This window comes from Paracoccus versutus (genome assembly GCF_029909795.1).
Classification (GTDB): domain Bacteria; phylum Pseudomonadota; class Alphaproteobacteria; order Rhodobacterales; family Rhodobacteraceae; genus Paracoccus; species Paracoccus versutus.
Map to the genome: position 1 here is coordinate 1,769,221 of NZ_CP038197.1, position 25,946 is coordinate 1,795,166.

The window sequence follows — 25,946 nt, forward strand, 5'->3', positions numbered from 1 at the left end:
GCGGCCAGTTTCGAGTCACAGTTTGCTTTCCGGCACCAAAGTATTAGCCCGGCAGTTCGAACACGGTCAGCTGGCCGCCCAGCTCGGTGTATTGCGACAGCGAGGCATAGCCGCCCACCGCGCCAAGCCCGTCGTTGGGATTGGTCAGGCCCGCCGCAAGGCCGATGCCGGCCCAGCCGCCGACACCCGACAGGATGCCGATATACTGCTTGCCGCCATGTTCGTAGGTCATCACGTTGCCGATGATGCCCGAGGGGGTCTTGAACTTGTAAAGCTCTTCGCCCGTCTGCGCGTCCACCGCCTTCAGATAGCCTTCCAGCGTGCCGTAGAAGACCACGTCGCCCGCCGTCGCCAGGGCGCCCGACCAGACCGAGAACTGTTCCGGGACGGACCACTTGATCTCGCCGGTGGTGTTGTCCCAGGCGATGAAATTGCCCATGCCGCCATGGCTGTTCGGCGCGGGATACATGGACAGCGTGGCGCCGACATAGGGCTGGCCGGCGGTATAGGCCACCCGGAAGGGCTCGTAATCCATGCAGACATGGTTCGTCGGGACATAGAACAGGTTGGTCTTGGGCGAGAAGGCCGCCGGCTGCTGGTCCTTGGTGCCCAGCGCCGCCGGGCAGACGCCGGTGGTGTTCTCGTCCTCGCCGTTCTGGGCGGTCGAGTATTCGGCCACCACGGCCGGGCGGCCATAGGTCTCCGAATTGGGGTCCATGTCGACGCCGGTGGTCCAGTTCACCACCGGGTCGTATTTCTCGGCCACCAGCAACTCGCCCGTCTCGCGGTCGAGCGTATAGGCCAGGCCGTTGCGGTCGAAATGCGTCAGCAGCTTGCGTTCCTGCCCGTCGATGGTCTGGTTGGTCAGGATCATCTCGTTGACGCCGTCGTAGTCCCATTCGTCATGCGGCGTCATCTGGTAGAACCACTTGGCCATGCCGGTGTCGGCATCCCGCGCCATGATGGTCATCGACCACTTGTTGTCGCCCGGCCGCTGCGAGGGGTTCCAGGTCGAGGGGTTGCCGGTGCCGTAATAGACCAGGTTCAGGTCCGGGTCATACGAGAACCAGCCCCAGATCGTACCGCCGCCGATCTTCCACTGGTCGCCCTCCCAGCTGCTGAGCGAGCTGTCGGCGCCGATGGGCTTGCCCAGATGGGTGGTGGTTTCGGGATCGACCAGCAGTTCCTCGTCCGGGCCGGTGGACCAGGCTTTCCACGCCTCGGACCCGTCGGCCAGGTTCAGCGCGGTCATGCGGCCGCGCACGCCGTATTCTCCGCCCGAGACGCCGACCAGGACCTTGTCCTTGACCGGCACCACCGTCGCCGTCAGCGTCTCGCCTATGGCGGGGTCGCCGATCTTGGTCGACCATTTCGCCTCGCCGGTCTTGGCGTCCAGCGCCACCACCGTCGTATCAGCCTGGCCCAGCAGGATCATGCCGTCGGCATAGGAAAGGCCGCGATAGACCGTGTCGCAGCACATCACCGCGATGACGTTCGGATCCTGCTGCGGCTCATAGCGCCACAGGATCTTGCCGTTGTCGTTCAGGTCCAGCGCAAAGACCTTGTTCGGAAAGGGGGTGTGGACATACATCACGTCGCCGATCACCAGGGGCGAGCCCTCGTGCCCGCGCAGCACCCCGGTCGAGAAGGTCCAGGCGACGCGCAAATCCTTGACGTTGTCCTTGTTGATCTGATCCAGGGTCGAATATCGCGTGTTCGCGTAATCGCCCATCTGGATCGCCCATTGCTGGGGCTTGGCGATCTCGGCCAGCACACTGTCATTGGCCAGCACCGCCGTGCCGGACATGAGCAGCGCAAGGCAGGCGCCGTTCATCAGGGTTTTCATGAATTTTCCTCCGCATGCCGGTGATCGCGCTGCTCCTCCTGCGCAAGCACCTTCTGCTGGAAGGTTCGGACCCGGCCGCATTTGCGTCAACGCGGCCGGCAGGGTCACAAGACCAAAGTATTAGGGAAATTCGGCAATAGGTATGGGGTCAATCCCCCCGCCGCCCCTTTCGACAGCTAGCCCAGCCGTTCGGCATGCCAGCGGATGTGGTCCGCCATGAAGGTCTGCACGAAGAAATAGCTGTGGTCGTAGCCCTGTTGCATGCGGAAGGTGCCGGGCTGGCGGCGCTCGGCCATGGCATGGGCCAGCGCCTCGGGCTTCAGCAGGTCCAGGAACTGGTCGCTGGCGCCCTGGTCGATCAGCACCTCGCCGGGATAGCCGCGCTGGCGCATCAGCAGGGTCGAATCGTGGCGTTCCCAGGCGCTGCGGTCCTCGCCCAGATAGGCGGCGAACTGCTTGCGCCCCCAGTCGGATTCGCTGGGATGGGCGATCGGCGAAAAGGCCGAGACGGACTTGTAGCGCTCGGGCAGGGTCATGGCGATGGTCAGCGCGCCATGGCCGCCCATGGAATGCCCGGTGATGCCCTGCGCCTCGCGGTCCAGGGGAAAGTTGCCGAAGACCAGTTCCGGCAGTTCGTGGGTGATATAGTGCCACATGCGGAAATGCGGCGCCCAGGGGGCCTGGGTCGCATCGACATAGAAGCCGGCGCCCTGGCCCAGGTCGTAGGCCTCGTCATTGGCCACGCCCTCGCCGCGCGGCGAGGTGTCGGGAAAGATCACCGCGATGCCGTATTCCGCCGCCCATTCCTGCGCGCCGGCCTTGGTCATGGCGTTCTCATGCGTGCAGGTCAGGCCCGACAGATACCACAGCACCGGCACCTTGCCGTATTCGGCCTGCGGCGGCAGGTAGACGGCAAAGGTCATCGGCGTGCCGGTCGCCTGCGACTGGTGGCGATAGACGCCCTGGATGCCGCCGAAGCTGCGGTTTTCCGATACGGTTTCATAGGCCAGACTCATGGCTCAATCCCTCTTGTCAGGTCGTGGAACATGGCCGGTGCATCGGCACGGGCCATGCCGGGGCCGAAGAAACGCGGCGGGCAGCCGGCCGGCAATATCGAAACCGGCTTTCTGCCACGAATGAACGGTGCCGGCAGGGCCGCGACGGCGAAATCGCCGCGGGCGCGGGCGCAATTCCGACAGCGGCCCGTCGCCACGTTGCCGGATGTCGGCGGCGACCCGGCTGGCAGCCTGGGCTTGCGCATGGCCGGGTCCATAGGCCGCGATGGCGAAATCCACCCGGTCGCGCAGGGCGTGCCGCCAGCCCGGCGCCGTGGCGAAAGCCCCGCGCGACCAGGCTGGCCTGGGCGACAGGCGGGACGGACCAGCATGTCTGCTGTCCCGCCCCCGCCATCAACGCGGTCCCGTCACTTCAGCTCGTCCACCGAGCGGATGACCTTGCCCAGAAGGCCATAGTCCAGCGCCTCTTGCGTGTTCAGCCAGAAGTCGCGCTGGGTGTCCTTTTCGATCCGCTCGACGGTCTGGCCGGTCGCCTCGGCAAAGATCTGGTTCAGCCGGTCGCGCATCAGCCGCACCTGCTCGGCCTGGATCATCATGTCGGTCGAGGTGCCGCCGATCCCGCCCGAGGGCTGGTGGATCAGAAAGCGGGTGTTGGGCAGGCAATAGCGGTTTGCCTTCTCCGCGCCGACGAAGATCAGCGCCCCGGCCGAGGCGACCCAGCCCGAGCCGATGGTGCGCACGGTCGGGCGGATGAACTTGATCACGTCATGGATCATGTCGCCCGATTCGACATGGCCGCCGGGGGACGAGATCAGCATGTTGATCGGGTCTTCGCTGTCCTCGGCCAGGGCCAGCAGATGCGCGACGGTGCGCTGCGCCAGCTTGTCGGTGATCGGCCCGGCGACGATGACCGTGCGCGACTTGAAGTAGAGCTTGCCGATCTTGTCGCCCTCGGGCAGGCCGAGGCCCTCGTCCTTCGAGCCCTCCTGGCGGCGCTCGTCTTCGTCGTCGTCATCGTCGTCCAGGCGGATGTGCTGTGCCATGATCGGTCCTTTCATGTTGACGGCGGGGCCGGTCGCCCGCCCCCGCCGTCCTTTTACCTAAGCAGCCCTTGACGATCAGTAAAGCACGACCGAGCGGATGGATTCGCCCGCATGCATCAGGTCGAAGCCCTTGTTGATCTCGTCCAGCGTCAGGGTGTGGGTGATCATGGGGTCGATCTCGATCTTGCCGTTCATGTACCAGTCGACGATCTGCGGCACGTCGGTGCGGCCGCGGGCGCCGCCGAAGGCCGTGCCCTTCCAGACCCGGCCGGTGACCAGCTGGAACGGGCGGGTGCTGATTTCCGCCCCCGCCGGCGCCACGCCGATGATGATCGACTGGCCCCAGCCGCGATGCGTGCATTCCAGCGCGTCGCGCATCACCTTGACGTTGCCGGTGCAGTCGAAGCTGTAGTCGGCGCCGCCGATCTGGTCGAAGGGCGTCTTGGTCAGGTTCACGATCTCCTGCACCACGTTGTCGCAATTCTTCGGGTTGATGAAATGCGTCATGCCGAAATGCTCGGCCATCGGCTTCTTGTCGTCGTTCAGGTCGACGCCGATGATCATGTCCGCGCCGGCCAGCCGCAGGCCCTGCAGCACGTTCAGCCCGATGCCGCCCAGGCCAAAGACCACCGCCTTGGCGCCGATTTCCACCTTGGCGGTGTTGATCACCGCGCCGATGCCGGTGGTGACGCCGCAGCCGATGTAGCAGATCTTGTCGAAGGGCGCGTCCTCGCGCACCTTGGCCACCGCGATTTCCGGCAGCACGGTGTAGTTCGAAAAGGTCGAGCAGCCCATGTAGTGAAAGATCGGCGTACCGTCGAGCATGCTGAACCGGCTGGTTCCGTCCGGCATCAGGCCCTGACCCTGGGTAGCGCGAATGGCGGTGCAGAGGTTGGTCTTGCCCGACAGGCAGGACGCGCATTGCCGGCATTCGGGCGTGTAGAGCGGGATGACATGATCGCCTGGCTTGACCGAGGTGACGCCCGGGCCGACCTCGACCACCACGCCCGCGCCCTCATGGCCCAGGATCGAGGGGAAGAGCCCCTCGGGATCGGCGCCCGACAGGGTGAATTCGTCGGTGTGGCAGATGCCGGTGGCCTTGATCTCGACCATCACCTCGCCGGCCTTGGGGCCTTCCAGGTTGACCTCCATGACCTCCAGCGGCTTGCCGGCTTCCAGCGCGACGGCGGCACGGGTTCTCATGTCTTCTTCTCCTTCGGTGACGGCCCTTGGCCTGCGGTTTTCTCATGGTTTCGGGGGCCGGTAAACCGACCCCCGCAATTGTCGCGGCCAAGCCGGCGCTCAGGCCGCAAGCGCGCCGGACCGCTTGGCGATATGGGTGGCGATCGCATCCATCAGCGGCGGCGAAAGCGCGTCATAGGGTTCCAGCCCCAATTCGCGCAGCCGGGCGCGGATCGCCTCCATCCGGCTGGGATCGACGCCCGATTCGATGATCGAGCTGACGAAGGCGGCAAATTCCGGCGCCGCCCAGCCATCCTCGTCCGAAAGCTCGGTATGGACGAAATCCAGCCCGTAGAAGGGATGGTCGCGGTTCTCGATCCGGCCATACATATGCACGCCGCAATCGCGGCAGCGATGGCGCTGGATCGGCGCCTCGGCATTGACGATCTCCAGCTTCTCGGCGCCCTCCAGCACCTCGACCGCATCGCGGCCGACCACGGCCACCTGGGAAAAGATCGCGCCCTCGGGCTTCCAGCACTTGGTGCAGCCGCAGACATGGTTATGCGCGGTCTGCGCCCGGATCGCGACCCGGACCGGGTTGGTGCTGCATTTGCAATGCAGCGTGCCGCCCGAGAAGCCGGGCTGCGCGGGCTTGATGCCATTGTCGACTGCGGGGTGGATCTTCACCCCCGATGTGTCCACCATGTTCCAGTTCCTCCCCTCAGAGCCATGCGCCGAAGTTTGCGCCGTGGCCGCGCAGGAACAAGTGGGCAAAAGGTTGTATTGCCTCGCGGCTCAAAGCTCGGGGCGGGTGACCAGCCAGGCGGCGATGGCGGTGCAGGCCAGCACCTGGACGGCGATGAAGCGCATGTCCAGCCCCAGCCAGACCGCCCAGGCGACCCCGGCGGTCATGCCGGCCACCGCCCAGATCTTGGCGTTGCGGCCGATGACGCCGCGCTTGCGCCAGGCGCGGATCGGCGGGCCGAATCGGGGATGGCGCATGATGCGGGCGCCCAGCCGCGGCGAGGAACGCGCAAAGGCCCAGACCGCGAGCAGCAGGAAGGGCACCGTGGGCAGGACCGGCAGGAAAATCCCGATCGTTCCCAGCGTCAGGGTCAGCCAGCCCATCGAGAGCCACAGGTATCGCATCTTACTCCGCCAGTTCACGCAGGATCGCATTCAGGACGGGCCGCCCCGCCGCCGTCGCCGCCAGCCGGTCGCCCCGCAGCGAGATAAGGCCCAGCTCGGCCAGATTCATCAGCCGGCCCTGCGGCAATTCGGCGCCATGGGCAAGATAGCGCGGAATCTCCAGCCCCTCGACCAGCCGCATGGCCATCAGCAGATATTCCAGCGCCCGGCCCGGCAAGTCCAGCAATTCGCGCTGGCTTTCGCCGTCGCCGCGCGCCTCGACCGCCTCCAGCCATTCGCCCGGCGCCCTGTGCGCCTCGGTCGCCCAGCGGCCCGAGGGCAGCGTCAGGCGGCCATGCGCGCCCGGCCCCACGGCGGCCCAGTCGCCTTGGCGCCAATAGATCAGGTTGTGCCGGCTTTCCGCGCCCGGCCGGGCGTGGTTCGAGATTTCATAGGCCGGCATCCCGGCCGCCGCGCAGATCTCCTGCGTGTCCAGATACATGTCGGCGGAAAGATCCTCGTCCGGCAGGCCCCTGAGCCCGCCTTTCGCGTGGCGGGCGCCGAAGGCGGTGCCCGGCTCGATGGTCAGCTGATAGGCCGAGAGGTGATCGACCGCCATGCCGAGCGCCTGGGTCAGTTCGCGCCGCCAATGCGCGCGGTCCTGGTCCTGGCGGGCATAGATCAGGTCGAAGCTGACCCGCGTGAAACAATCCCGCGCGATGTCGAAGGCGGCGCGGGCCTCGGCCGCCGAATGCATCCGGCCCAGCCGGCGCAGGTCGTCGTCATTGAGCGCCTGCACCCCCATCGAGACGCGGTTGACGCCGCCGTCGGCATAGGCGCGAAAACGGCCCGTCTCGACGCTGGTCGGGTTGGCTTCCAGCGTGATCTCGATGTCATTGGCAAAGGGCCATGCGGCGCGCGCGGCCTCGATCACCCCGGCCACGGTCTCGGGCGCCATCAGGCTGGGGGTGCCGCCGCCGAAGAAGATGCTGTTCAGCACCCGGCCCGGCGTTTCCCGGCCCAGCCGGGCCAGTTCGCGACGATAGGCGGCCAGCCAGCGTCCCTGGTCGATCACGGCCGCGACATGGCTGTTGAAATCGCAATAGGGGCATTTCGCGGCGCAAAAGGGCCAATGCACGTAAAGCCCGAAGCCGCCCGCCCGCCAATCTTCGGCAAGGGCCTGGGCGGGCGCGGTGCTGGCGGCAGGGGCTGGCATGGGCTGGGTCACTCCCGAAAGGCTGTCACTTCGATCTCGATCTTCATTTCGGGTCTGATGAGCCCGGCGACAACCATGGTCGCGGCGGGTAACGCATCCTTCATCGCCTCGCCCAGGACCGGCGCGATCTCGTCCAGGATCGCCGGGTCGGTGATGGTGTATTGCACGCGCACGATGTCTGCGGGCGCGAAACCCGCCTCGGCCAGGGTGGCGAAGATGGTGGCAAAGGCGTTCTGCGCCTGGTCGGCAGCGCTGTCGGGCATGGCCATGGCCGCGTAATCGTAACCCGTGGTGCCCGAGACGAAGCACCACGGCCCCTTCACCACCGCGCGGCTGTAACCCAGCGCCGTTTCGAAGGGCGAGCCGGTCGAGATCCTATGCAAACAGCGTCTCCAGCTTGCGAAAGGCGCGGGCGCGGTGGCTGATGGCGTTCTTCTGCTCGGGCGGCATCTCGGCATAGGTCGCGTCATGGCCGTCGGGCACGAAGATCGGGTCGTAGCCATGGCCCTGCTGCCCGCGCGGCGGCCAGACCAGGCGACCGGGCGCGACGCCCTCGAAGATCTCCTCGTGACCATCGGGCCAAAGCAGGACCAGCGTGGCGCGGAACTGGGCGGTGCGCGGCTCGGGGACGCCGCGCTCGTCCAGCTCGCGCCAGGTGCGGGTCATGGCCTGCATGAAGTCGCGGCCCTGCGGGGTCTCGGCCCAGTCGGCGGTATAGACGCCGGGCGCGCCGTCCAGCCCGTCCACGGTGATGCCGCTGTCGTCGGCCAGCACCGGCAGGCCGGTCGCCTGCATGGCGGCGCGGGCCTTGATGCGGGCGTTGCCGATGAAACTGTCCTCGGTCTCGGCCGGCTCGGGCAGGCCCATCTCGCCGGCCGACGTCACCTCGATGCCGTGCGGGGCCATCATGGCGCGGATCTCGTCCAGCTTGCCCCGGTTGTGGGTGGCGACCAGCAGCTTCCTTTCGGTCAGCCGGCGCATTGGACGGCCTCGGTCTGGGCGCGGACCAGCGCGGCGACGCCGGCTTCGGCCAGGTCGAGCAGCTGGTTCATCTCGGGGCGCGAGAAGGTCGCGCCCTCGGCCGACATCTGCACTTCGATCAGCCGCCCTGCCCCGGTCATGATGAAATTGCCGTCGGTGCCGGCCTCGCTGTCCTCGGCATAGTCCAGGTCCAGGATCGCCTGCCCGGCATAGATGCCGCAGGACACCGCGGCGACATGGTCCATGATCGGGTCGGTGGTGACGATCCCGGCCTTCAACAGCCGGTTCATCGCCAGGCGCAGCGCCACCCAGCCTCCGGTGATCGCGGCGCAGCGGGTGCCGCCATCGGCCTGGATCACGTCGCAGTCGATGACGATCTGCCGTTCCCCCAGCGCGCGCCGGTCCACCCCGGCACGCAGCGCGCGGCCGATCAGGCGCTGGATCTCCTGCGTGCGGCCGGACTGCTTGCCCGCCGCCGCCTCGCGCCGGTTGCGGCTGTTGGTGGCCCGCGGCAGCATGCCGTATTCCGCCGTCACCCAGCCCTGCCCCGAGCCCTTGAGGAAGGGCGGCGCCTTTTCCTCGATCGTGGCCGAGCAGAGCACGCGGGTATCGCCGCAAGAAATCATGCAGGAACCCTCGGCATGGCGCATGATGCCCGTTTCGATTGAAATCGGGCGCATATCACTTAAATTCCGGCCAGAGGGACGCATCTTTCATTCCTTTCGGGGGTTTTGCCGTTCAGATACAGGTCCGAGGCCCCCGACCGCAACCCGAGAACGTCCTGACAGGATGCCGATGCCTGAAACCGCGCTGCTTTCCGATCTCAACAACCGCTCGCGCGAAGTCTTTCGCCGGGTCGTCGAAGCCTATCTTGCCACCGGCGAGCCCGTCGGCTCGCGCACGCTGACCCGCGAGATGTCCGAAAAGGTCAGCGCCGCGACGATTCGCAACGTGATGCAGGACCTGGAACTGCTGGGCCTGCTGGACCACCCGCATATCTCGGCCGGGCGCATGCCCACGCAGCTGGGGCTGCGGTTGTTCGTGGACGGGCTGATGGAGGCCGGGCCGGTCGCCGCCAGCGACCGCGAGATGATCGATGAGACGCTGGGCAACGACAGCGGCAATACCGGCGTCATGCTGGACCGGATCAGCACCGCGCTGTCGGCCCTGACCCAGGGCGCCTCGCTGGTGCTGATGCCCAAGCAGGAAGCGCCGGTCCGGCACATCGAATTCGTCAGCCTGGCCCCGGACCGCGCGCTGGTGGTGCTGGTCTTTGCCGACGGCCGGGTCGAGAACCGGGTCTTTGCCCCCCCGCCCGGCCATACCGCCAGCTCCATGCGCGAGGCGGCGAATTTCCTGAATGCCGTGGCGGAAGGTCGCACCCTGGCCGAGCTGCGCCGCAGCATCGCGCAGGAAATCCAGGCCAGCCGGCAAAAGCTGGACAGCATCGCCGCGGCGCTGGTTTCCTCGGGCCTGGCGCTGTGGGAGGGCGAAAGCAGCGATCCGCGGCTGATCGTGCGCGGCCGTGCCAATCTTCTGGCGCATGAGCTGGCTGACCTGGACCGGATCCGCAGCCTGTTCGACGACCTGGAACGCAAGCGCGACATCGCCGAATTCCTGGAACTGGCCGAACAGGGCGAGGGCGTGCGCATTTTCATCGGCTCGGAGAACAAGCTTTTTTCACTTTCCGGTTCCTCTCTCGTCGTTTCGCCCTATATGAATGCCGACCGAAAGATTGTTGGCGCGGTCGGCGTCATCGGTCCGACGCGGCTGAACTATGGCCGCATCGTGCCGATCGTGGATTATACTGCGCAGCTTGTCGGCCGGTTGATTTCGGGCCGGAAAGGATGATGAGGACATGACGAAGGAAAACCCGAACGGCAGCCCGCTGGATGAGGAGATCATCGACCCCCCGGCGGATGACGAACCCTCGGCCGGGGTCGAGGCGCTGATCGCCGAGCGGGACGAATACCGCGACCGCTTCATGCGCGCGCTGGCCGATGCCGAAAACGCCCGCAAGCGGGCCGAGAAGGATCGCCGCGACGCCGAGCAATACGGCGGCTCCCGCCTGGCGCGCGACCTGCTGCCGGTGCATGACGCCCTGACCCGCGCGCTGGATGCCGCCGGCGACGAGCAGCGCGCCGCAGCGGCAGCCCTGATCGAAGGCGTCGAGCTGACCCTGCGCGAGCTGAACAACGTCTTCGCCAAGCATGGCATCAAGGTCATCACCCCGGCCCTGGGCGAGAAATTCGATCCCCAGCAGCACGAAGCCATGTTCGAGGCCCCGGTTCCGGGCACCATGGCCGGGAACATCATCCAGGTCATGGACAACGGCTTCATGCTGCATGACCGCCTGCTGCGCCCGGCCAAGGTGGGCGTCAGCTCCACCCCCGCAAGCTGAGCCGATTGCGCTGAAAAACGCGAAACCCCGGAGTCGCCTCCGGGGTTTTTTTCTTGGCTTTATAGCAAGTCTAGGGGGCTTATTGCCGCCCTATACCAGATATTGTGGTCAGTTGCCCGCAAGGATCTGGCAAATCCGGTCAAGCTGATCCAGGTCGCGATAGGTGATAACGACCTGACCGCCATCGACTCCGGCATGGTTGATCGCCACCTTCATTCTCAGATGCGCGGTCAGATCGCCTTCCAGCGCGCGGGTGTCAGCGTCCTTTTCCTGCCTGGAGCCCTTGGGCTTCTGCGCCTTGGAGCCTTCGGCCTGGCGACGGACCAGATCCTCGGTCTCGCGCACCGACAGGTTCTTTTCGATCACCTTCCGCGCCAGTTCGACCGGGTTCGCGGCGGTGATCAGGGCTCGGGCATGCCCGGCCGTCAGCTTGCCTTCCTTGAGCCAGGCCTGCACCTGTTCTGGCAGGTTCAGCAAGCGCAGCAGGTTGGCGATATGGCTGCGGCTTTTGTTCAGCGCCTCGGCCAGCTTTTCCTGGGTATGGCCGAACCGGTCCATCAGTTGACGATAGGATGCCGCCTCTTCGATCGCATTCAGGTCGGCGCGCTGGATATTCTCGACGATGGCGACTTCCAGCACCTCGGTATCGTCCAGCTCGCGGACGATGACGGGAACCTCGTGAAGCTGGGCGATCTGCGCGGCGCGCCAGCGGCGCTCGCCGGCGACGATCTGGTAAAGGCCGCGATCCGACGGATGCGGACGGACGATCAGCGGCTGCAACATGCCGCGCGTCCTCAGCGAACCGGCCAGTTCCTGCAAGGCCTCGGGGGCAAAGCTGCGGCGGGGCTGGTCCGGGTTCGGGGTCAGCTGCTCGACCGGAAGGATCTGCCGCGGCGCGGGACGTTCGGACGGAATCAGGTCGACATCGGCCATCAGGGCCGAAAGACCACGGCCCAGACCGCGCTTTTCAAGCTTGTTCTCTGCCATGATTCCTCCTCAGGCGGTCGCGAGTTGACGGGACAGGAACTCGGTCGCCAATTCGCGATAAGCGTGGCTTCCCTTGGAGTTCGGATCGTATTGCAGCACCGGCATGGCATGGGATGGCGCCTCGGACAGCCGGACGTTGCGCGGAATCACCGTGCGATAGACCAGACCGGAAAGCGTATTGCGCGCATCCGCCTCGACCTGCTGCGACAGGTTGTTGCGATTGTCCGCCATGGTCAGCAACACGCCCTCGATCCGCAGGTCGGGATTGGCGGTCTGGCGCACCTCGCGCACGGTCATCAGCAGCTGCGACAAGCCCTCGAGCGCATAGAATTCGGCTTGCAGCGGCACCAGCACGCTGTCCGAAGCCACCATGGCATTGACGGTAAGAAGGCCAAGCGCGGGCGGGCAATCGATCAGGATATAGTCCAGCTCCGAAGGAACCGTCAGCTTGCGCCGCAACAGCTGGGTTCGTCCGGGACGATTGGACAGCTCAAAATCGGCCGAAGCCAGGTCGCGATTGGACGGCACAAGGCGAAGATTGGCGATGGCTGTGTCGCGCAGCGTCTCATCCAACCCCTGCTCGCCGGTCAGCAGGTCGTAAGAGGTCAGAACCCGATCTTCCAGCGCCACGCCCAGCCCGGTCGAAGCGTTTCCCTGCGGATCAAGGTCTATGATCGCGACCCGCTGGCCCTGCTCGGCCAGGGCGGCGCCAAGATTGATCGCCGTGGTGGTCTTTCCCACCCCGCCCTTCTGGTTTGCAACGGCAATGATGCGTGTGTCATGCATGGCGAATTTCCGTGATTTCCAGAATGGCCGCGTCAGGATCGGTCGCGCTTTGGTGGGGCTTTAGTTCGAATTTCCAATCGGTTCGCGCCTGAGCGACCTCATCTTGCCAGTTTCGGCCTTTCATCAGCCATGCCGTTCCCGATGCGCTCAGGTGCCGGTCTACATATGCCATGAGCAGCGGAAGCGGGGCAAGGGCCCTTGCGCTGATATTGGCGGCATCAAGCCTATCCAGCGCCTCGATGCGCTTGCATATCACCCGCGCGCGGGGCAGCGCCAATTCGCGCACCACGTTGCGCAGGAATGCAGCCTTGCGCTGATCGCTTTCGACCAGGGTCAGATCCAGGTCAGGCCGCATGATCGCCATGACGATACCGGGAAAACCGCCGCCGCTGCCAAGGTCGACCCAATTTTCCGGGCCATTTCTGGCCATTTCGGCCAGTTGCAGGCTGTCTGCGACATGCCGCGTCTCGATCTGGTCCAATGTGGACGGCGCAATCAGGTTGATGGCCGGGTTCCACTTTCGCAGCAGTTCCGCATAGGCGGTGAGGCGCTCTGTTTCACGTGAAACACTCATCAAGCCGTTTTCCGCTCGCCGGTTCGGATCACGGCAAGGATGAGCGTCAGCGCCGCGGGCGTCATGCCTTCGATGCTTGCAGCCGCTGCCAGGGTTGCGGGGCGATATTTGTTCAGCTTGGACTTGAGTTCGTTGGAGAGGCCGGAAAGTGCGTCATAGTCGAACCCGGCCGGAATAGCGACCGATTCCTCCTTGCGCAGCAGTTCGGCATCCTTGCCCTGGCGGTCCATGTATTGATGATACAGCGCATCTGCCGCCAGCTGTGCAATGGTAGCCTGGTCGTGCGACAAAAGCTCTTCGTCCAGCGCAAGGACCTGATTCTGCGGTATTTCCTGCTGGGCAAGCAGCGCAAACAGACTGCGCCGAGCGCCGTCTTGCCGCACTTCGATCCCCGCGCGGGAAAGCTCCGTGGGCGTGAAACTGACGGATTCCGCCCGGCGGCGAGCTGCCGAATAGCGACGCATCTTTTCAGAGAACGCTTCCTGGCGGGCCTGAGCCACGCAACCGGTCCCGATCCCCAGCGGGGTCAGGCGCTGATCGGCATTGTCAGCCCGCAAGGACAGGCGAAACTCGGCGCGAGAGGTGAACATGCGGTAAGGTTCGCTGACCCCGCGCGTGGTAAGGTCATCGATCATCACGCCGATATAGCTTTGGGAGCGGCTGAAATGCAGGCTCTCCCGCCCCTGCGCCTTCAATGCGGCGTTAAGGCCAGCCACCAATCCCTGCGCTGCCGCCTCCTCATAGCCGGTCGTCCCGTTGATTTGCCCGGCAAGAAACAGCCCCGACAGGGCCTTGGCCTCCAGCGCCGGCGTCAGCGCACGCGGATCGACATAGTCATATTCCACAGCATAGCCGGGTTGCACGATTTCCGCCGCTTCCAGGCCACGGATCGAGCGGACATAGGCAAGCTGCACCTCTTCCGGCAGAGAGGTCGAAATGCCGTTCGGATAGACCAGATCGCTGTCCAGGCCCTCGGGTTCCAGGAAGATCTGGTGCGAATTCTTGTCGGCAAACCGGACGATCTTGTCTTCGATCGAAGGGCAATAGCGCGGCCCCACCCCATCGATCCGGCCGCCATACATGGCCGACCGAGCAAGATTGTCACGAATGATGCCGTGGGTGTCCGGGTTCGTATGGGTGATCGCGCAGCTGATCTGCTGCACCTCCGGGCCGGAGGACAGGTATGAAAACATCACCGGCTCGTCGTCACCCGGCTGCTCATCCAGGCTTTCCCAGTCGATGCTGCTGCGGAGAATGCGCGGAGGCGTGCCGGTCTTCAGCCTGCCCAGCGGCAGGTTGAGCGGGCGAAGCGACGCCGCGAGCCGCACCGATGCCGACCCGCCCCAGCGGCCGGCGGGGCGAGTGATCTCGCCTATGTGAATCAACCCGTTAAGAAAGGTTCCCGTGGTCAGGATGACCTGCCGTGCCTGCAGTTCCGTGCCATCGGCCAGACGCAAGCCATGAACCACAGCCCGCTCATGCAGCAACTCAGCAGCTTCGCCCAGCACCAGCGTCAAGCGGGCTTGTTCGGCCACCGCCCGCGCTGCAGCCGCTCGATAAAGCTTGCGATCGGCCTGCGCGCGCGGTCCCTGGACGGCAGGCCCTTTGCGCCTGTTCAGCAAGCGGAACTGAATGCCTGCAGCATCGGCCAGCCTTCCCATGACCCCGTCGAGCGCGTCGATTTCCCGCACCAGATGGCCTTTGCCCAGCCCGCCGATTGCAGGATTGCAGGACATCGTTCCGATATCGTCCTGATTCAGCGTTATCAGCGCGGTTTCGGCGCCCATGCGTGCGGCCGCCATGGCCGCTTCCACACCGGCATGACCTCCACCAATCACGATTACGTCGTATTGTTTCACGTGAAACCCTACTTTCCGATGCAGAAGGAACTGAAGATCTCGTCAAGATAATCCTCTGCCCCCACACGTCCAACCATCATCGCCAATGCCTGCGCCCCTTGGCGCAAGGCTTCGGCAAGAAACTCCGGCGCCATGTCGTGATCGACCTCCAGGGCCGACAGGGCGCGCTGCAAGGCTTCCGCCTGCCTTTTATGCCCGACCAGCCCGGTATCCGCCGCCCTGACTCGCAAGCGATCATAAACCAGATCCAGAAGCTCGGCGACCCCTTCCCCGGTCAGCCCGGAGATCGAGATCCCCTCGCCCCGGCCCAGATCCGCCTTGGCGCGGACGACAATGTCGCCCGCTGTCGCCGCATCGGCAATCCCGTCGACCGTAAGGTGGATACGCAAGTCGGCCTCGGCCGCTCTCTGCAATCCCCGCGCAACCCCCATGGCCTCGACCGGATCGCTGCTTTCACGCAAGCCGGCCGTATCCAGGAAGGTCACCGGCAAGCCGCGCAGATCGGTATGGAGTTCCAGGATATCGCGGGTCGTCCCCGCGACCTCGGACACCAAGGCGATGTCACGCTGGCCGATCCGGTTCAGCAGCGTCGATTTCCCGGCATTCGGCGGCCCAACGATCGCCACCACATAGCCCTGCCGCAAGCGTTCGGTGGCGGGATAGCCTGCCAGCATCAGCCGAATATCAGCGCGAACCGCCGCAATCAGGTCCAAAGCCTCGGGCGGAACCTCTTCGGGCACTTCTTCATCCGCGAAATCGATGCTGGCTTCGATCAGGGCTCCGGCGCGAACCAGCTTGGCGCGCAATTCGTCGGCTTTGCGCCCCAACTCGCCTTCTGTCGCCCGCATCGCCAGCTTGCGCTGCGCTTCCGTCTCGGCGGACAGCAGATCGGCCAACCCCTCGGCTTCAGCCAGGTCCATGCGGCCGTTGAGAAAGGCGCGCTTGCTGAACTCACCCGCCTCGGCCCTTCGCAGCCCTCGCGACAGAAGTGCCTGCGCCAGCCGGTTGGCGATCACCGGGGCACCGTGCAGGTGCAACTCGGCCACTTCCTCGCCGGTAAAGCTATGGCCTTCCTCGAACCAGAGGACCAGGGCGCGGTCGATCAGATCCTCGCCGTCCCGCAGCGCCCGCAAGGCCGCCAGGCGCGGCGTCGCCACCGGCCCGGCCAGGGATTCCAGGGTCGCACGCGCCTTCGGTCCGCTCAGGCGGACGACGGAAACCCCCCCTCGGCCGGGCGGGGTCGCCTCGGCAAAGATCGTATCCACCGCATCCTCCGCGCCGTCAGGCGTTCATCGAATCGAAGAATTCGCTGTTGGTCTTGGTCTGCTTCAGCTTCGAGATCAGGAATTCGATCGCATCGGTGGTGCCCATCGGGTTCAGGATGCGCCGCAGCAGATAGGTCTTTTGCAGATCCTTGGCATCGACCAGCAGCTCTTCCTTGCGGGTGCCGGATTTCAGGATGTCCATGGCCGGGAACACGCGCTTGTCGGCCACCTTGCGGTCCAGCACGATCTCGCTGTTGCCGGTGCCCTTGAATTCCTCGAAGATCACCTCGTCCATGCGCGAGCCGGTGTCGATCAGGGCCGTGGCGATGATGGTCAGCGAGCCGCCTTCCTCGATGTTGCGCGCCGCGCCGAAGAACCGCTTCGGCCGCTGCAAGGCATTCGCATCGACGCCGCCGGTCAGAACCTTGCCCGAACTGGGCACGACGGTGTTGAAGGCCCTACCAAGTCTTGTGATCGAGTCCAAAAGGATCACAACATCTCGTTTATGTTCGACCAGGCGCTTGGCTTTTTCGATCACCATTTCCGAAACGGCGACATGGCGGCTGGCCGGTTCGTCGAAGGTCGAGGAAATCACCTCGCCCTTGACGGAACGCTGCATGTCCGTCACCTCTTCCGGCCGCTCGTCGATCAGCAGCACGATCAGGTAGCATTCGGGATGGTTCTTCTCGATCGAATGGGCGATGTTTTGCAGCAGCACCGTCTTGCCGGTACGCGGCGGCGCCACGATCAGCGAACGCTGGCCCTTGCCGATCGGCGCCACCAGGTCGATGATCCGGGCGGAGCGGTCCTTGATGGTCGGATCCTCGATTTCCATCTTCAGCCGCTCGTTCGGGTAAAGCGGCGTCAGGTTGTCGAAGGCGACCTTATGGCGGGCCTTCTCGGGGTTCTCGAAATTGATCTTCTCGACCTTGGTCAGGGCGAAATAGCGCTCGTTCTCGCCGGGCGCGCGGATCACGCCCTCGACCGTGTCGCCGGTGCGCAGGCTGTGCTGGCGGATCATGTCGGGGCTGACGTAGATGTCGTCGGGACCGGGCAGGTAGTTCGCCTCGGGCGAGCGCAGGAAGCCGAAGCCGTCCTGGACCACCTCCAGGACGCCGTCGCCGCCGATCTCGAAGCCTTCCTCGGCATGTTCCTTGAGGATCGAGAACATCATCTCGCCCTTGCGCATGGTCGAGGCGTTCTCGATCTCCCATTCCTCGGCCATGGCCAGCAGGTCGGCCGGGCTCTTGGCCTTGAGATCGGACAGGTTGAGGCGTTCTTCGGTCATGTCTAGCCTATGGGCACGCGCTGTCCGACGCATGATCGGCCCGCGCAGAAACTGTGTCAGGAAAAATCCGCCGGACGGCGGATGCGGGTCACATAGGCATTATCGGCGCGCGAGTCAATTCTTCTAGAATTTCACGATCACCGACAGCACGATGATGACCATCAGCAGCGTCGGCACCTCGTTCATCATCCGGTAGCGCCGGCCGCTCAGCCCCTGGCCCAAGAGCAGCGCCTTGCGCTGGCCGGCCAGCCACATGTGAAACCAGGTCATCCCCAGCACGCCGGCCGCCTTGGTCCAGGGCCAGATCATCGTCCAGTCCACGATACCCGGCGTCAGCACCAGCGCCAGGCCCGCGATCCAGGTCACGATCATCGCCGGATTCATGATCATCCGCAGCAGCTTGTCCTCCATGATCTGGAAGGACTGCACCGGTTCTTGCCCGATATGGCCGCGCTCGGCGTGATAGACGAACAGCCGCGGCAGATAGAACAGCCCTGCCATCCAGGAAAGCACCGCCATGACATGCAGGGCTTTGATCCAGGGGTAAGCAAGGGGCAGGAAATCGTTCATGGCACACCTCCGGCGCCATCTCTCTATCAAAAATAAAGGAAGATAAAGAAAGGATGATGTTGTGGTTGGGGCTGTGGATGACTGGAAATCTTCGCTCCGCGCCGACATTCCCCAACTCACGCCGCTTGGGGAAAAAAACATTGTTAACGATTTGTTAACGAAAAAACCAAAGATAAACAGCAGGATAGGAAAAAACCGTCTGTGGATAAGTTTGTGAAAATTTTTCTTTTCCACAGCTTGTGGGTGATTTCCGCCCGGTTATCGACATGTGGAGAAGCCGCATCCGTTCCCGCTCTGTCCCGCGGGGTCATCCACGGGCGGAAAAAGGCCGCGCAATCTCCACAGATTCGACCCTCCGAGTCGCCGCGGCTTATCCCCAGGCTTATGCCCATGCCTTGCGCGCATCGCGGTCCTGCCCCCGTCCCGCGCCGCTTTGGGCCGGACAGGAGGTCGTGCAAAGCCGCCCGAGGTTCGTTTGCGTCATGCGGGCGTCGCATTTGGCAAGTTACAGCGGGGAAAACGGGTGCAATGCTTTGCGAAGGACGCCCCTTTGTGACGGAATCAAGCCATGCTGAACACAGCTGAAATCCTGGACCAGCTCGCCAACCGGCGGAAGAACTTCTCGCTCAGCCGCGATCTCTACTGCGACGAGGGCGCCTATCACGCCGACCTGGAGAATCTGTGGTATCGCGAATGGCTCTTTGCCATTCCGACCTGCGACATTCCCAAGACTGGCAACCACGCCACCCTGCAGATCGGCGAATATCCGGTGGTGATCGTGCGCGGCGCCGACGGGCAGATCCGCGCCTTCCACAACGTTTGCCGCCACCGCGGCCAGCGGCTGTGCCCCAAGCAGAACGGCACCTCGCCCAAGCTGGTCTGCCCCTATCACCAATGGACCTATGACCTCGACGGCAGGCTTCTGTTCGCCCGCGACATGGGCCCCGATTTCGATCCGTCGCAATTCAGCCTCAAGCCGGTGCATTGCCGGGTCGAGGGCGGCATGGTCTTCATCTGCCTCGCCGACAACCCGCCGGATTTCGAACGGCTGGGCGGCTTCCTGCGCGACTATGTCGGCGCCAGCGACCTGTCGAACGCCAAGGTCGCCTTTACCTCGACCATCGTCGAGAAGGGCAACTGGAAGCTGGTGATCGAGAACAACCGCGAGTGCTACCATTGCGGCGGCAGCCACCCCTCGCTGTGCCGGACCTATTCCGACAACCCGCTGATGACGGTGATGGAGGGGCCGAATGCCGCCTCGCCCGAGATCCTGTCGCATTGGGACCGCTGCGACAAGGCCGGCCTGCCCGCGCGCTTCGTGAACGATCCGGGGATGCAATGGCGCTTTGCCCGCGTGCCGCTGCTGAACAATGCCGAAAGCTTCACCATGTCCACCAAGGCGGCGGTGAACCGGCGCATGGGCATGATCCCGTGGAACGACGCCGGCAGCCTGATGTTCTATCACTTCCCGTCGAGCTGGAACCACTTCCTGCCCGATCATGCCATCGTCTTCCGCCTGCTGCCGATCTCTCCGACCGAGACCGAGGTGACGTCGAAATGGCTGGTCCACAAGGACGCGGTCGAGGGCGTGGACTACGACCTGCAAAAGCTGACCGAAGTGTGGCTGGCGACCAATGACGAGGACCGCCGTGTGGTCGAGGAGAACCAGAAGGGCATCCTGTCCCCGGCCTACGAGCCCGGCCCCTATTCGCCCAACCAGGAAGAGGGCGTGATCCATTTCGTCGACTGGTATGTGCGGCAGATGATGGACCGCCTGTCCCCGCGTCCGGCGATGGCGGCCGAATAATGGCGGTCCTGGTCAAGGCATTCGGCGACCGCCCGTGGAAGGACGACGAGCCGCTGGAATGCGCGATGGTGGTGCCCGAGACCTCGGACACCGCCACCTTCACCTTCCGCGCGCCCTCGGGTTCCTGGTTCGACTACCAGCCCGGCCAGTTCGTCACGCTGGATCTGCCGGTGCCGGGCGGCAACGTGCAGCGGACCTATACCATCAGCTCCAGCCCGTCGCGGCCGCTGTCCATCTCAGTCACCGTCAAGGCGCAGCCGGGCAGCGTCGGAGGGCGCTGGATGATCGACCACCTGCGGCCGGGAATGAGGCTCAAGGCCTTTGGCCCGGCGGGGATCTTTTCCTTCGTCCAGCACGAGGCGCCGAAATACCTGTTCATCTCGGCCGGCTCGGGCATCACGCCGATGATGTCGATGACGACCTGGGCCTGGGATTCGGGCGAGATGCCGGACATCGTCTTCGTCCATGCCGCCCGCGCGCCCGCCGACATCATCTTCCGCCAGCGGCTGGAAGGCATGGCCGACCGGGTGCCCGGCTTGCAGCTGCGCTTCACCGTCGAGGAGGCCGATCCGTTCCGCACTTGGCACGGCTATCGCGGCCGGCTGAACCAGATCATGCTGGGCCTGATGGCGCCGGACTACCTGGAGCGCGAGGTGTTCTGCTGCGGCCCCGAGCCCTTCATGCAGGCGGTGCGCGACATGCTGATCGCGCTGGGCTTCGACATGGAGCGCTATCACCAGGAAAGCTTCGGCGCGCCCATCCGCAACGAGGCCGAGGCCCCGGTGCTGGACGACGTGGTCCCGGACGAGGAAAGCGCCGCCCAGATCACCTTCGAAAGCTCGGGCGTGGTGGCGAAATGTGCCGAGACCGACACCGTGCTGGCGGTGGCCAAGGCCAACGGGCTGAACATCCCCTCGGGCTGCACCTTCGGCCTGTGCGGCACCTGCAAGATCAGAAAGACCGCGGGCGAGGTGCATATGGTCCATAACGGCGGCATCACTGACGAGGACATCGAGGAGGGCTATATCCTGGCCTGCTGCTCGCATCCGATCGGTGCGGTCTCGGTCGAGGTCTGAACTTTCGTTATGCAAGCATAAACATAACGAAATAACAAGAGCTTGGGGGCGCGGCCATGGCCGCGCCTTTTTCGTGCCAAGCTTGACAGAACTACCATACCGCGCGATCCTGACCCCGTACCTATCTCTTCGACAGGCAAAAGGAGGGCACGATGAATATCGACCTCTCGCGGCGCGGTTTCCTGAAACTGGCGGGTGCGGGTGTCGCGGCGACATCGCTGGGGGCCATGGGCTTCGGCGGGGCGGAGGCGGCGGAACAGGCGCATGTGCGTGCCTTCAAGCTGGCCTCGACGACCGAGACGCGCAACACCTGTCCCTATTGCTCGGTCGCCTGCGGCGTCATCATCTATTCCGACGGCGACCTGAAGGCCGGCGAAGAGGCCAGGGTCATCCATATTGAGGGCGATGCCGACCATCCGACCAACCGCGGCACGCTTTGCCCGAAGGGCGCGGCGCTGAAGGATTTCGTCAATGCCGAGACGCGGCTGACCACGCCGCGCATCCGCCGCCCCGGCGCCGCCAGCTTCGAGGAGATTTCCTGGGAAGAGGCGCTGGACAAGATCGCCCGCGCGCTCAAGGACGACCGCGACGCCAACATGGTGCTGGCCAACGACGACGGGGTGCCCGTCAACCGCTGGACCACCACCGGCTATCTGGCGGCCTCGGCCACCACCAATGAAACCGCATGGCTGACCTACAAGACGGTCCGCGCCATGGGGATCGTCGGATTCGACAACCAGGCGCGCGTCTGACACGGCCCCACGGTGTCCAGTTTGGGCCCGACATTTGGCCGTGGAGCGATGACCAACTCCTGGACCGACATCAAGAACACCGACCTCGTGGTCGTCATGGGCGGCAATGCCGCCGAAGCCCATCCCTGCGGCTTCAAATGGGTGACGGAGGCCAAGGCCAATCGCGGCGCCAGGCTGATCGTGGTGGACCCGCGCTTTACCCGCACGGCCTCGGTGGCGGACTACTATGCGCCGATCCGTCCCGGCTCGGACATCGCCTTCCTGATGGGCCTGATCAACTGGATGATCCAGAACGACAAGGTGCAATGGGACTATGTGAAAGCCTTCACCAACGCCGCCTTCATCGTGAAGGACGAGTTCGGCTGGAGCGACGGGCTGTTCACCGGCTATGACCCGGAAAAGCGCGACTATGACAAGTCGAGCTGGGATTATGTCATCGGCGAGGACGGCTTTGCCCAGGTGGACATGACGCTAGAGCATCCGCGCTGCGTCTGGAACCTGCTCAGGGAACATGTCTCGCGCTACACGCCCGAACTGGTCGAGCAGGTCTGCGGCACGCCCAGCGACCGCTTCCTGAAGATCGCCGAGATGATCGGCGAATGCTCGGCCCCCGACAAGACCATGACCTCGATGTATGCGCTGGGCTGGACCCAGCACGCCAAGGGCTCGCAGAACATCCGCGGCATGGCGATGCTGCAGCTGATCCTGGGCAATATCGGCGTCCGGGGCGGCGGGATGAACGCGCTGCGCGGCCATTCCAACATCCAGGGGCTGACCGACATCGGGCTGATGTCGAACCTGATCCCCGGCTACCTGAACATCCCGACCGAGAAGGAGCCGGACTGGCAGACCTACATGTCCAGCCGCAGCTTTACCCCGCTGCGGCCGGGGCAGACCAGCTATTGGCAGAACTATCCCAAGTTCATGGTCAGCTTCATGAAGGCCATGTGGGGCGACGCGGCCACGGCCGAGAACGACTGGGCCTATCACTACCTGCCCAAGCTGGATGTGCCGACCTATGACATCCTGCGCATGTTCGAGCTGATGGATGCCGGCCAGGTCAACATCTATTTCTGCCAGGGCTTCAACCCGCTGCTGTCCTTCCCGAACCGGGCCAAGCTGACCTCGGCGCTGAGCAAGCTGAAGCTCTTGGTGGTCATGGACCCGCTGGCGACCGAAACCGCGCATTTCTGGGAAAACCACGGCGAACACAACGACGTGGACACCGCCTCGATCCAGACCGAGGTGCTGGAACTGCCCTCGTCCTGCTTTGCCGAGGACGACGGCGCGCTGGTCAACTCGGGTCGCTGGCTGCAATGGCACTGGTCGGCGGCGACCCCGCCCGGCCAGGCCAGGCACGACACCTGGATCATGGCGCAGATCTTCCTGCGGGTGAAAAAGCTCTACCAGGACGAAGGCGGGGTTTTCCCCGACCCGATCCTGAACCTGACCTGGGACTATGCCGACCCCGACGAGCCGACGCCCGAGGAACTGGCCAAGGAGCTGAACGGCCGCGCGCTGGAGGATGTGCGCGACCCCGCCGACCCGGCCAAGGTGCTGACCGCCAAGGGCAAGCAGCTGCTGAACTTCAGCCAGTATCGCGACGATGGCACCACCATGGGCGCCTGCTGGATCTATTCCGGCTGCTGGAACGAGGACGGCAACAACATGGCCCGCCGGGACAATGCCGACCCCGACGAGACCGGCGCCTATCCCAACTGGACCTTTTCCTGGCCGCTGAACCGGCGGATCCTCTACAACCGGGCCTCGGCGGATCTGCAGGGCCGGCCCTGGGATCCCTCGCGCAAGCTGCTGGAATGGGACGGCGAGAAATGGACCGGCTATGACGTGCCCGACATCGCCCCCACGGCGAAGCCCGGCGACGTCGGCCCCTTCATCATGAACCAGGAAGGCGTCTCGCGCCTGTTCAGCCGGGGCATGATGCGCGACGGGCCGTTCCCGACGCATATGGAGCCCTTCGAATCGCCCCTTGCCAACGTGTTCAACCCGCAGATGCGCGGCAATCCGGTGGCGCGGGTCTTCGTCGGCGACGCCGAGCAATTCGCCACCAGCGAAGAGTTCCCGATCGCCGCGACCTCGTATCGCCTGACCGAGCATTTCCATTACTGGACCAAGCACAACCGCATCAATGCCGCGCTTCAGCCCGAGTTCTTCGTCGAGATCAGCGAGGAACTGGCGGCCGAGAAAGGCATCCGGCGTGGCGGCTGGGTCCGGGTCTGGTCCAAGCGCGGCGAGGTCAAGGCCAAGGCGCTGGTGACGGGGCGACTGAAGCCGATGCAATGCGGCGACAAGCTGGTGCATGTCATCGGCATCCCGCTGCACTGGGGCTTCATGGGCGCGGCGCGCAAGGGCTTCGGCCCGAACAGCCTGACGCCATTCGTCGGCGACGCCAATGTGGAAACGCCCGAGTTCAAGGCGTTCCTGGTCAATATCGAACCCGCGACAGGGGAGGCGGTGTCATGACGACCGATCCGAACCTCGACAGCCCGCGCACCGCGGTCTCGAACCCGCCGGTGCAACCGATGCAGGCCAACCTGGGGCCGGGCGACGTCGTCCGCGCCTCGGCCACGCCCGACCTGCCGCCGCCGACGCGCGAATTGACGCCGGTGGCCAAGCTGATCGACGTGTCGAAATGCATCGGCTGCAAGGCGTGCCAGTCGGCCTGCGCCGAATGGAACGACACCTATCCCGAGATCGAGCAGAACGTCGGCCTCTACGAGAACCCGCACGACCTGACGCCCGACATGTTCACCCTGATGCGGTTTTCGGAATACGAGAACCCGCAGACCGGCGATTTCGAATGGCTGATCCGCAAGGACGGCTGCATGCATTGCGCCGATCCGGGCTGCCTGAAGGCCTGCCCGGCCCCCGGCGCCATCGTGCAATATTCGAACGGCATCGTGGATTTCATCCACGAGAACTGCATCGGCTGCGGCTATTGCGTGACCGGCTGTCCCTTCAACATCCCGCGCATCAGCCAGAAAACCCATGTCAGCTACAAATGCACGCTCTGCTCGGACCGGGTGGCGGTGGGCCAGGGGCCGGCCTGCGCCAAGGCCTGCCCGACCCAGGCCATCGTCTTCGGCACCAAGGAGGACATGCTGGCCCATGCCGAGGCGCGGGTCGACGACCTGAAGTCGCGCGGCTACGACAATGCCGGCATCTACGACCCGCAAGGGGTGGGCGGCACGCATGTCTTCTATGTGCTGCACCATGCCGACCAGCCCTCGCTTTACTCCGACCTGCCGGAAGAGCCGCGCATCTCTCCGGTGGTCGAGGGCTGGAAGGGTGTCACCAAGACGCTGGGCCTGGCCGCGATCGGCGCCGCGGCCATCGGCTCGGTCCTGCACGGGCTGATGACGCGCGCCAACAAGGTCTCGGCCGAGGATGAAACCCATGCCGAGCAACTGGTCGAGGGGCGTGACCCCCCGGTTCCGCCGGGAAGGGAGGTGCTGTGATGGCCAAGCGCATGTTCTCCGAAGCGGGCGACCATATCGAAAGCCGCCGCCCGGTGACGGTCAGCCGCTATCGCGGCATCACCCGGCTGAACCATTGGGTGACGGCGGCCAGCCTGATCGCGCTGCTGCTGTCCGGCCTGGCGCTGTTCCACCCCTCGCTCTACTTCCTGACCGGGCTGTTCGGCGGCGGGCAGATGACGCGCTGGCTGCATCCCTTCGTGGGCGTGCTGCTGTTCTTCAGCTTCCTTCTGCTCTTCCTGCAGATGTGGCGGCTGAACCTGCCCCGCCCCGAGGACCGCACCTGGGTCAGCCGTATCGGCGAGGTCGTCCGCGGCGAAGAGGAAAAGCTGCCCGAGCTTGGCAAATACAATGCCGGGCAGAAATTCGTCTTCTGGGCCATGTCGGTGCTGATCGTGGTGCTGATCGTCTCGGGCGTGATGATCTGGCAGGAATATTTCCCGCATCTGGTCTCGATCCCGGTGCGGCGCTGGGCGGTGCTGGTGCATGCGGTGGCGGCGGTCGCGATCATCCTGACCTTCATCCTGCACGTCTATGCGGCGATCTGGACCCGCGGCACCATCCGGGCCATGACCCGCGGCACCGTGACCGGCGGCTGGGCCTGGCGGCACCATCGCAAATGGCTGCGCGAAGTGGCTGGACGCGAGGGCGGCGGCCCGGCAGAGTAGGCGC

The 25,946-nt window shown here is 64.9% G+C and carries 25 protein-coding genes; 8 read left to right on the forward strand and 17 right to left on the reverse strand.

From position 1 onward, the window contains the following. Positions 1–43: 43 nt before the first annotated feature. From E3U25_RS20050 to rph, 10 genes are all read right to left on the reverse strand, one after another. Entirely contained in the window at positions 44–1,846 is a 1,803-nt protein-coding gene (locus E3U25_RS20050) for a methanol/ethanol family PQQ-dependent dehydrogenase (RefSeq protein ID WP_116223246.1), read from the reverse strand. 176 nt (positions 1,847–2,022) lie between these two features. Continuing rightward, positions 2,023–2,862 carry an S-formylglutathione hydrolase gene (gene fghA, locus E3U25_RS20055; protein ID WP_036753647.1) on the reverse strand — a complete coding sequence of 280 codons (840 nt, stop codon included), beginning with the start codon at positions 2,860–2,862 and terminating at the stop codon, positions 2,023–2,025. 407 nt (positions 2,863–3,269) lie between these two features. Continuing rightward, positions 3,270–3,905, reverse strand: coding sequence for an ATP-dependent Clp protease proteolytic subunit (locus E3U25_RS20060; RefSeq protein ID WP_116223245.1), 636 nt, complete (start codon positions 3,903–3,905; stop codon positions 3,270–3,272). A 75-nt stretch (positions 3,906–3,980) separates the two neighbouring features. Beyond that, a complete protein-coding gene (locus E3U25_RS20065; RefSeq protein ID WP_116223244.1) occupies positions 3,981–5,108 on the reverse strand; it encodes an S-(hydroxymethyl)glutathione dehydrogenase/class III alcohol dehydrogenase in 1,128 nt (375 codons plus the stop codon). A gap of 99 nt (positions 5,109–5,207) precedes the next feature. Beyond that, entirely contained in the window at positions 5,208–5,792 is a 585-nt protein-coding gene (gene gfa / locus E3U25_RS20070) for an S-(hydroxymethyl)glutathione synthase (RefSeq protein WP_116223243.1), read from the reverse strand. Between the two features lie 90 nt (positions 5,793–5,882). Continuing rightward, positions 5,883–6,236 carry a YbaN family protein gene (locus E3U25_RS20075; RefSeq protein WP_036753660.1) on the reverse strand — a complete coding sequence of 118 codons (354 nt, stop codon included), beginning with the start codon at positions 6,234–6,236 and terminating at the stop codon, positions 5,883–5,885. A 1-nt stretch (position 6,237) separates the two neighbouring features. Then, positions 6,238–7,431, reverse strand: a complete 1,194-nt coding sequence (gene hemW / locus E3U25_RS20080) for a radical SAM family heme chaperone HemW (RefSeq protein ID WP_116223242.1) — start codon at positions 7,429–7,431, stop codon at positions 6,238–6,240. Between the two features lie 8 nt (positions 7,432–7,439). Then, entirely contained in the window at positions 7,440–7,814 is a 375-nt protein-coding gene (locus E3U25_RS20085; protein ID WP_116223241.1) for a RidA family protein, read from the reverse strand. Beyond that, on the reverse strand, positions 7,807–8,412 hold the full coding sequence (rdgB, locus tag E3U25_RS20090; protein ID WP_036753669.1) for an RdgB/HAM1 family non-canonical purine NTP pyrophosphatase: 606 nt from the start codon (positions 8,410–8,412) through the stop codon (positions 7,807–7,809). Before rdgB ends, E3U25_RS20085 begins: the two co-directional genes overlap by 8 nt. After that, complete coding sequence (rph, locus tag E3U25_RS20095) at positions 8,400–9,122, reverse strand: ribonuclease PH (RefSeq protein WP_036753672.1); 723 nt, start codon at positions 9,120–9,122, stop codon at positions 8,400–8,402. Before rph ends, rdgB begins: the two co-directional genes overlap by 13 nt. An 85-nt stretch (positions 9,123–9,207) precedes the next feature. Between rph and hrcA the strand changes: the two genes are divergently transcribed. Both hrcA and E3U25_RS20105 read left to right on the forward strand, forming a co-directional pair. After that, on the forward strand, positions 9,208–10,263 hold the full coding sequence (gene hrcA, locus E3U25_RS20100) for a heat-inducible transcriptional repressor HrcA (RefSeq protein WP_116223240.1): 1,056 nt from the start codon (positions 9,208–9,210) through the stop codon (positions 10,261–10,263). Positions 10,264–10,270: 7 nt separating this feature from the next. Beyond that, the gene (locus E3U25_RS20105) at positions 10,271–10,813 is read left to right on the forward strand and encodes a nucleotide exchange factor GrpE (protein WP_114536069.1); all 543 of its coding nucleotides are present in this window, start codon (positions 10,271–10,273) and stop codon (positions 10,811–10,813) included. 108 nt (positions 10,814–10,921) lie between these two features. On the opposite strand, the gene E3U25_RS20110 is transcribed toward E3U25_RS20105, so the two are convergent. The 7 genes from E3U25_RS20110 to E3U25_RS20140 all read right to left on the reverse strand — a co-directional run bounded on the left by E3U25_RS20110 (position 10,922) and on the right by E3U25_RS20140 (position 18,142). After that, on the reverse strand, positions 10,922–11,800 hold the full coding sequence (locus tag E3U25_RS20110) for a ParB/RepB/Spo0J family partition protein (protein ID WP_116223239.1): 879 nt from the start codon (positions 11,798–11,800) through the stop codon (positions 10,922–10,924). 9 nt (positions 11,801–11,809) lie between these two features. Further along, the gene (locus tag E3U25_RS20115) at positions 11,810–12,586 is read right to left on the reverse strand and encodes a ParA family protein (RefSeq protein WP_116223238.1); all 777 of its coding nucleotides are present in this window, start codon (positions 12,584–12,586) and stop codon (positions 11,810–11,812) included. After that, the gene (gene rsmG / locus E3U25_RS20120) at positions 12,579–13,160 is read right to left on the reverse strand and encodes a 16S rRNA (guanine(527)-N(7))-methyltransferase RsmG (RefSeq protein WP_116223237.1); all 582 of its coding nucleotides are present in this window, start codon (positions 13,158–13,160) and stop codon (positions 12,579–12,581) included. The genes E3U25_RS20115 and rsmG overlap by 8 nt, the downstream gene beginning before the upstream one ends. Continuing rightward, positions 13,160–15,019: a tRNA uridine-5-carboxymethylaminomethyl(34) synthesis enzyme MnmG gene (mnmG, locus tag E3U25_RS20125; RefSeq protein WP_116223236.1), complete on the reverse strand. Its 1,860-nt coding sequence runs from the start codon at positions 15,017–15,019 to the stop codon at positions 13,160–13,162. The genes rsmG and mnmG overlap by 1 nt, the downstream gene beginning before the upstream one ends. Before the next feature lie 8 nt (positions 15,020–15,027). Beyond that, positions 15,028–16,284 (reverse strand): tRNA uridine-5-carboxymethylaminomethyl(34) synthesis GTPase MnmE, encoded by a 1,257-nt coding sequence (gene mnmE / locus E3U25_RS20130; protein WP_116223235.1) that lies wholly within the window; start codon positions 16,282–16,284, stop codon positions 15,028–15,030. 16 nt (positions 16,285–16,300) lie between these two features. Beyond that, on the reverse strand, positions 16,301–17,572 hold the full coding sequence (rho, locus tag E3U25_RS20135) for a transcription termination factor Rho (RefSeq protein ID WP_024842822.1): 1,272 nt from the start codon (positions 17,570–17,572) through the stop codon (positions 16,301–16,303). A gap of 123 nt (positions 17,573–17,695) precedes the next feature. Continuing rightward, a complete protein-coding gene (locus E3U25_RS20140; protein ID WP_116223234.1) occupies positions 17,696–18,142 on the reverse strand; it encodes a CopD family protein in 447 nt (148 codons plus the stop codon). A gap of 568 nt (positions 18,143–18,710) precedes the next feature. Between E3U25_RS20140 and E3U25_RS20145 the strand changes: the two genes are divergently transcribed. From E3U25_RS20145 to E3U25_RS20165, 6 genes are all read left to right on the forward strand, one after another. Beyond that, positions 18,711–19,949, forward strand: coding sequence for an aromatic ring-hydroxylating oxygenase subunit alpha (locus tag E3U25_RS20145; protein ID WP_116223233.1), 1,239 nt, complete (start codon positions 18,711–18,713; stop codon positions 19,947–19,949). Continuing rightward, a complete protein-coding gene (locus tag E3U25_RS20150; RefSeq protein WP_052095844.1) occupies positions 19,949–21,025 on the forward strand; it encodes an FAD-binding oxidoreductase in 1,077 nt (358 codons plus the stop codon). Before E3U25_RS20145 ends, E3U25_RS20150 begins: the two co-directional genes overlap by 1 nt. A gap of 152 nt (positions 21,026–21,177) precedes the next feature. After that, positions 21,178–21,777 (forward strand): twin-arginine translocation signal domain-containing protein, encoded by a 600-nt coding sequence (locus E3U25_RS25110; RefSeq protein ID WP_208861669.1) that lies wholly within the window; start codon positions 21,178–21,180, stop codon positions 21,775–21,777. A gap of 12 nt (positions 21,778–21,789) precedes the next feature. Then, complete coding sequence (gene fdnG / locus E3U25_RS20155; protein ID WP_477619960.1) at positions 21,790–24,261, forward strand: formate dehydrogenase-N subunit alpha; 2,472 nt, start codon at positions 21,790–21,792, stop codon at positions 24,259–24,261. Next, positions 24,258–25,256, forward strand: coding sequence for a formate dehydrogenase subunit beta (gene fdxH, locus E3U25_RS20160; RefSeq protein WP_072462160.1), 999 nt, complete (start codon positions 24,258–24,260; stop codon positions 25,254–25,256). Before fdnG ends, fdxH begins: the two co-directional genes overlap by 4 nt. Next, complete coding sequence (locus tag E3U25_RS20165) at positions 25,256–25,942, forward strand: formate dehydrogenase subunit gamma (RefSeq protein ID WP_114536060.1); 687 nt, start codon at positions 25,256–25,258, stop codon at positions 25,940–25,942. Before fdxH ends, E3U25_RS20165 begins: the two co-directional genes overlap by 1 nt. Positions 25,943–25,946: the final 4 nt, after the last annotated feature.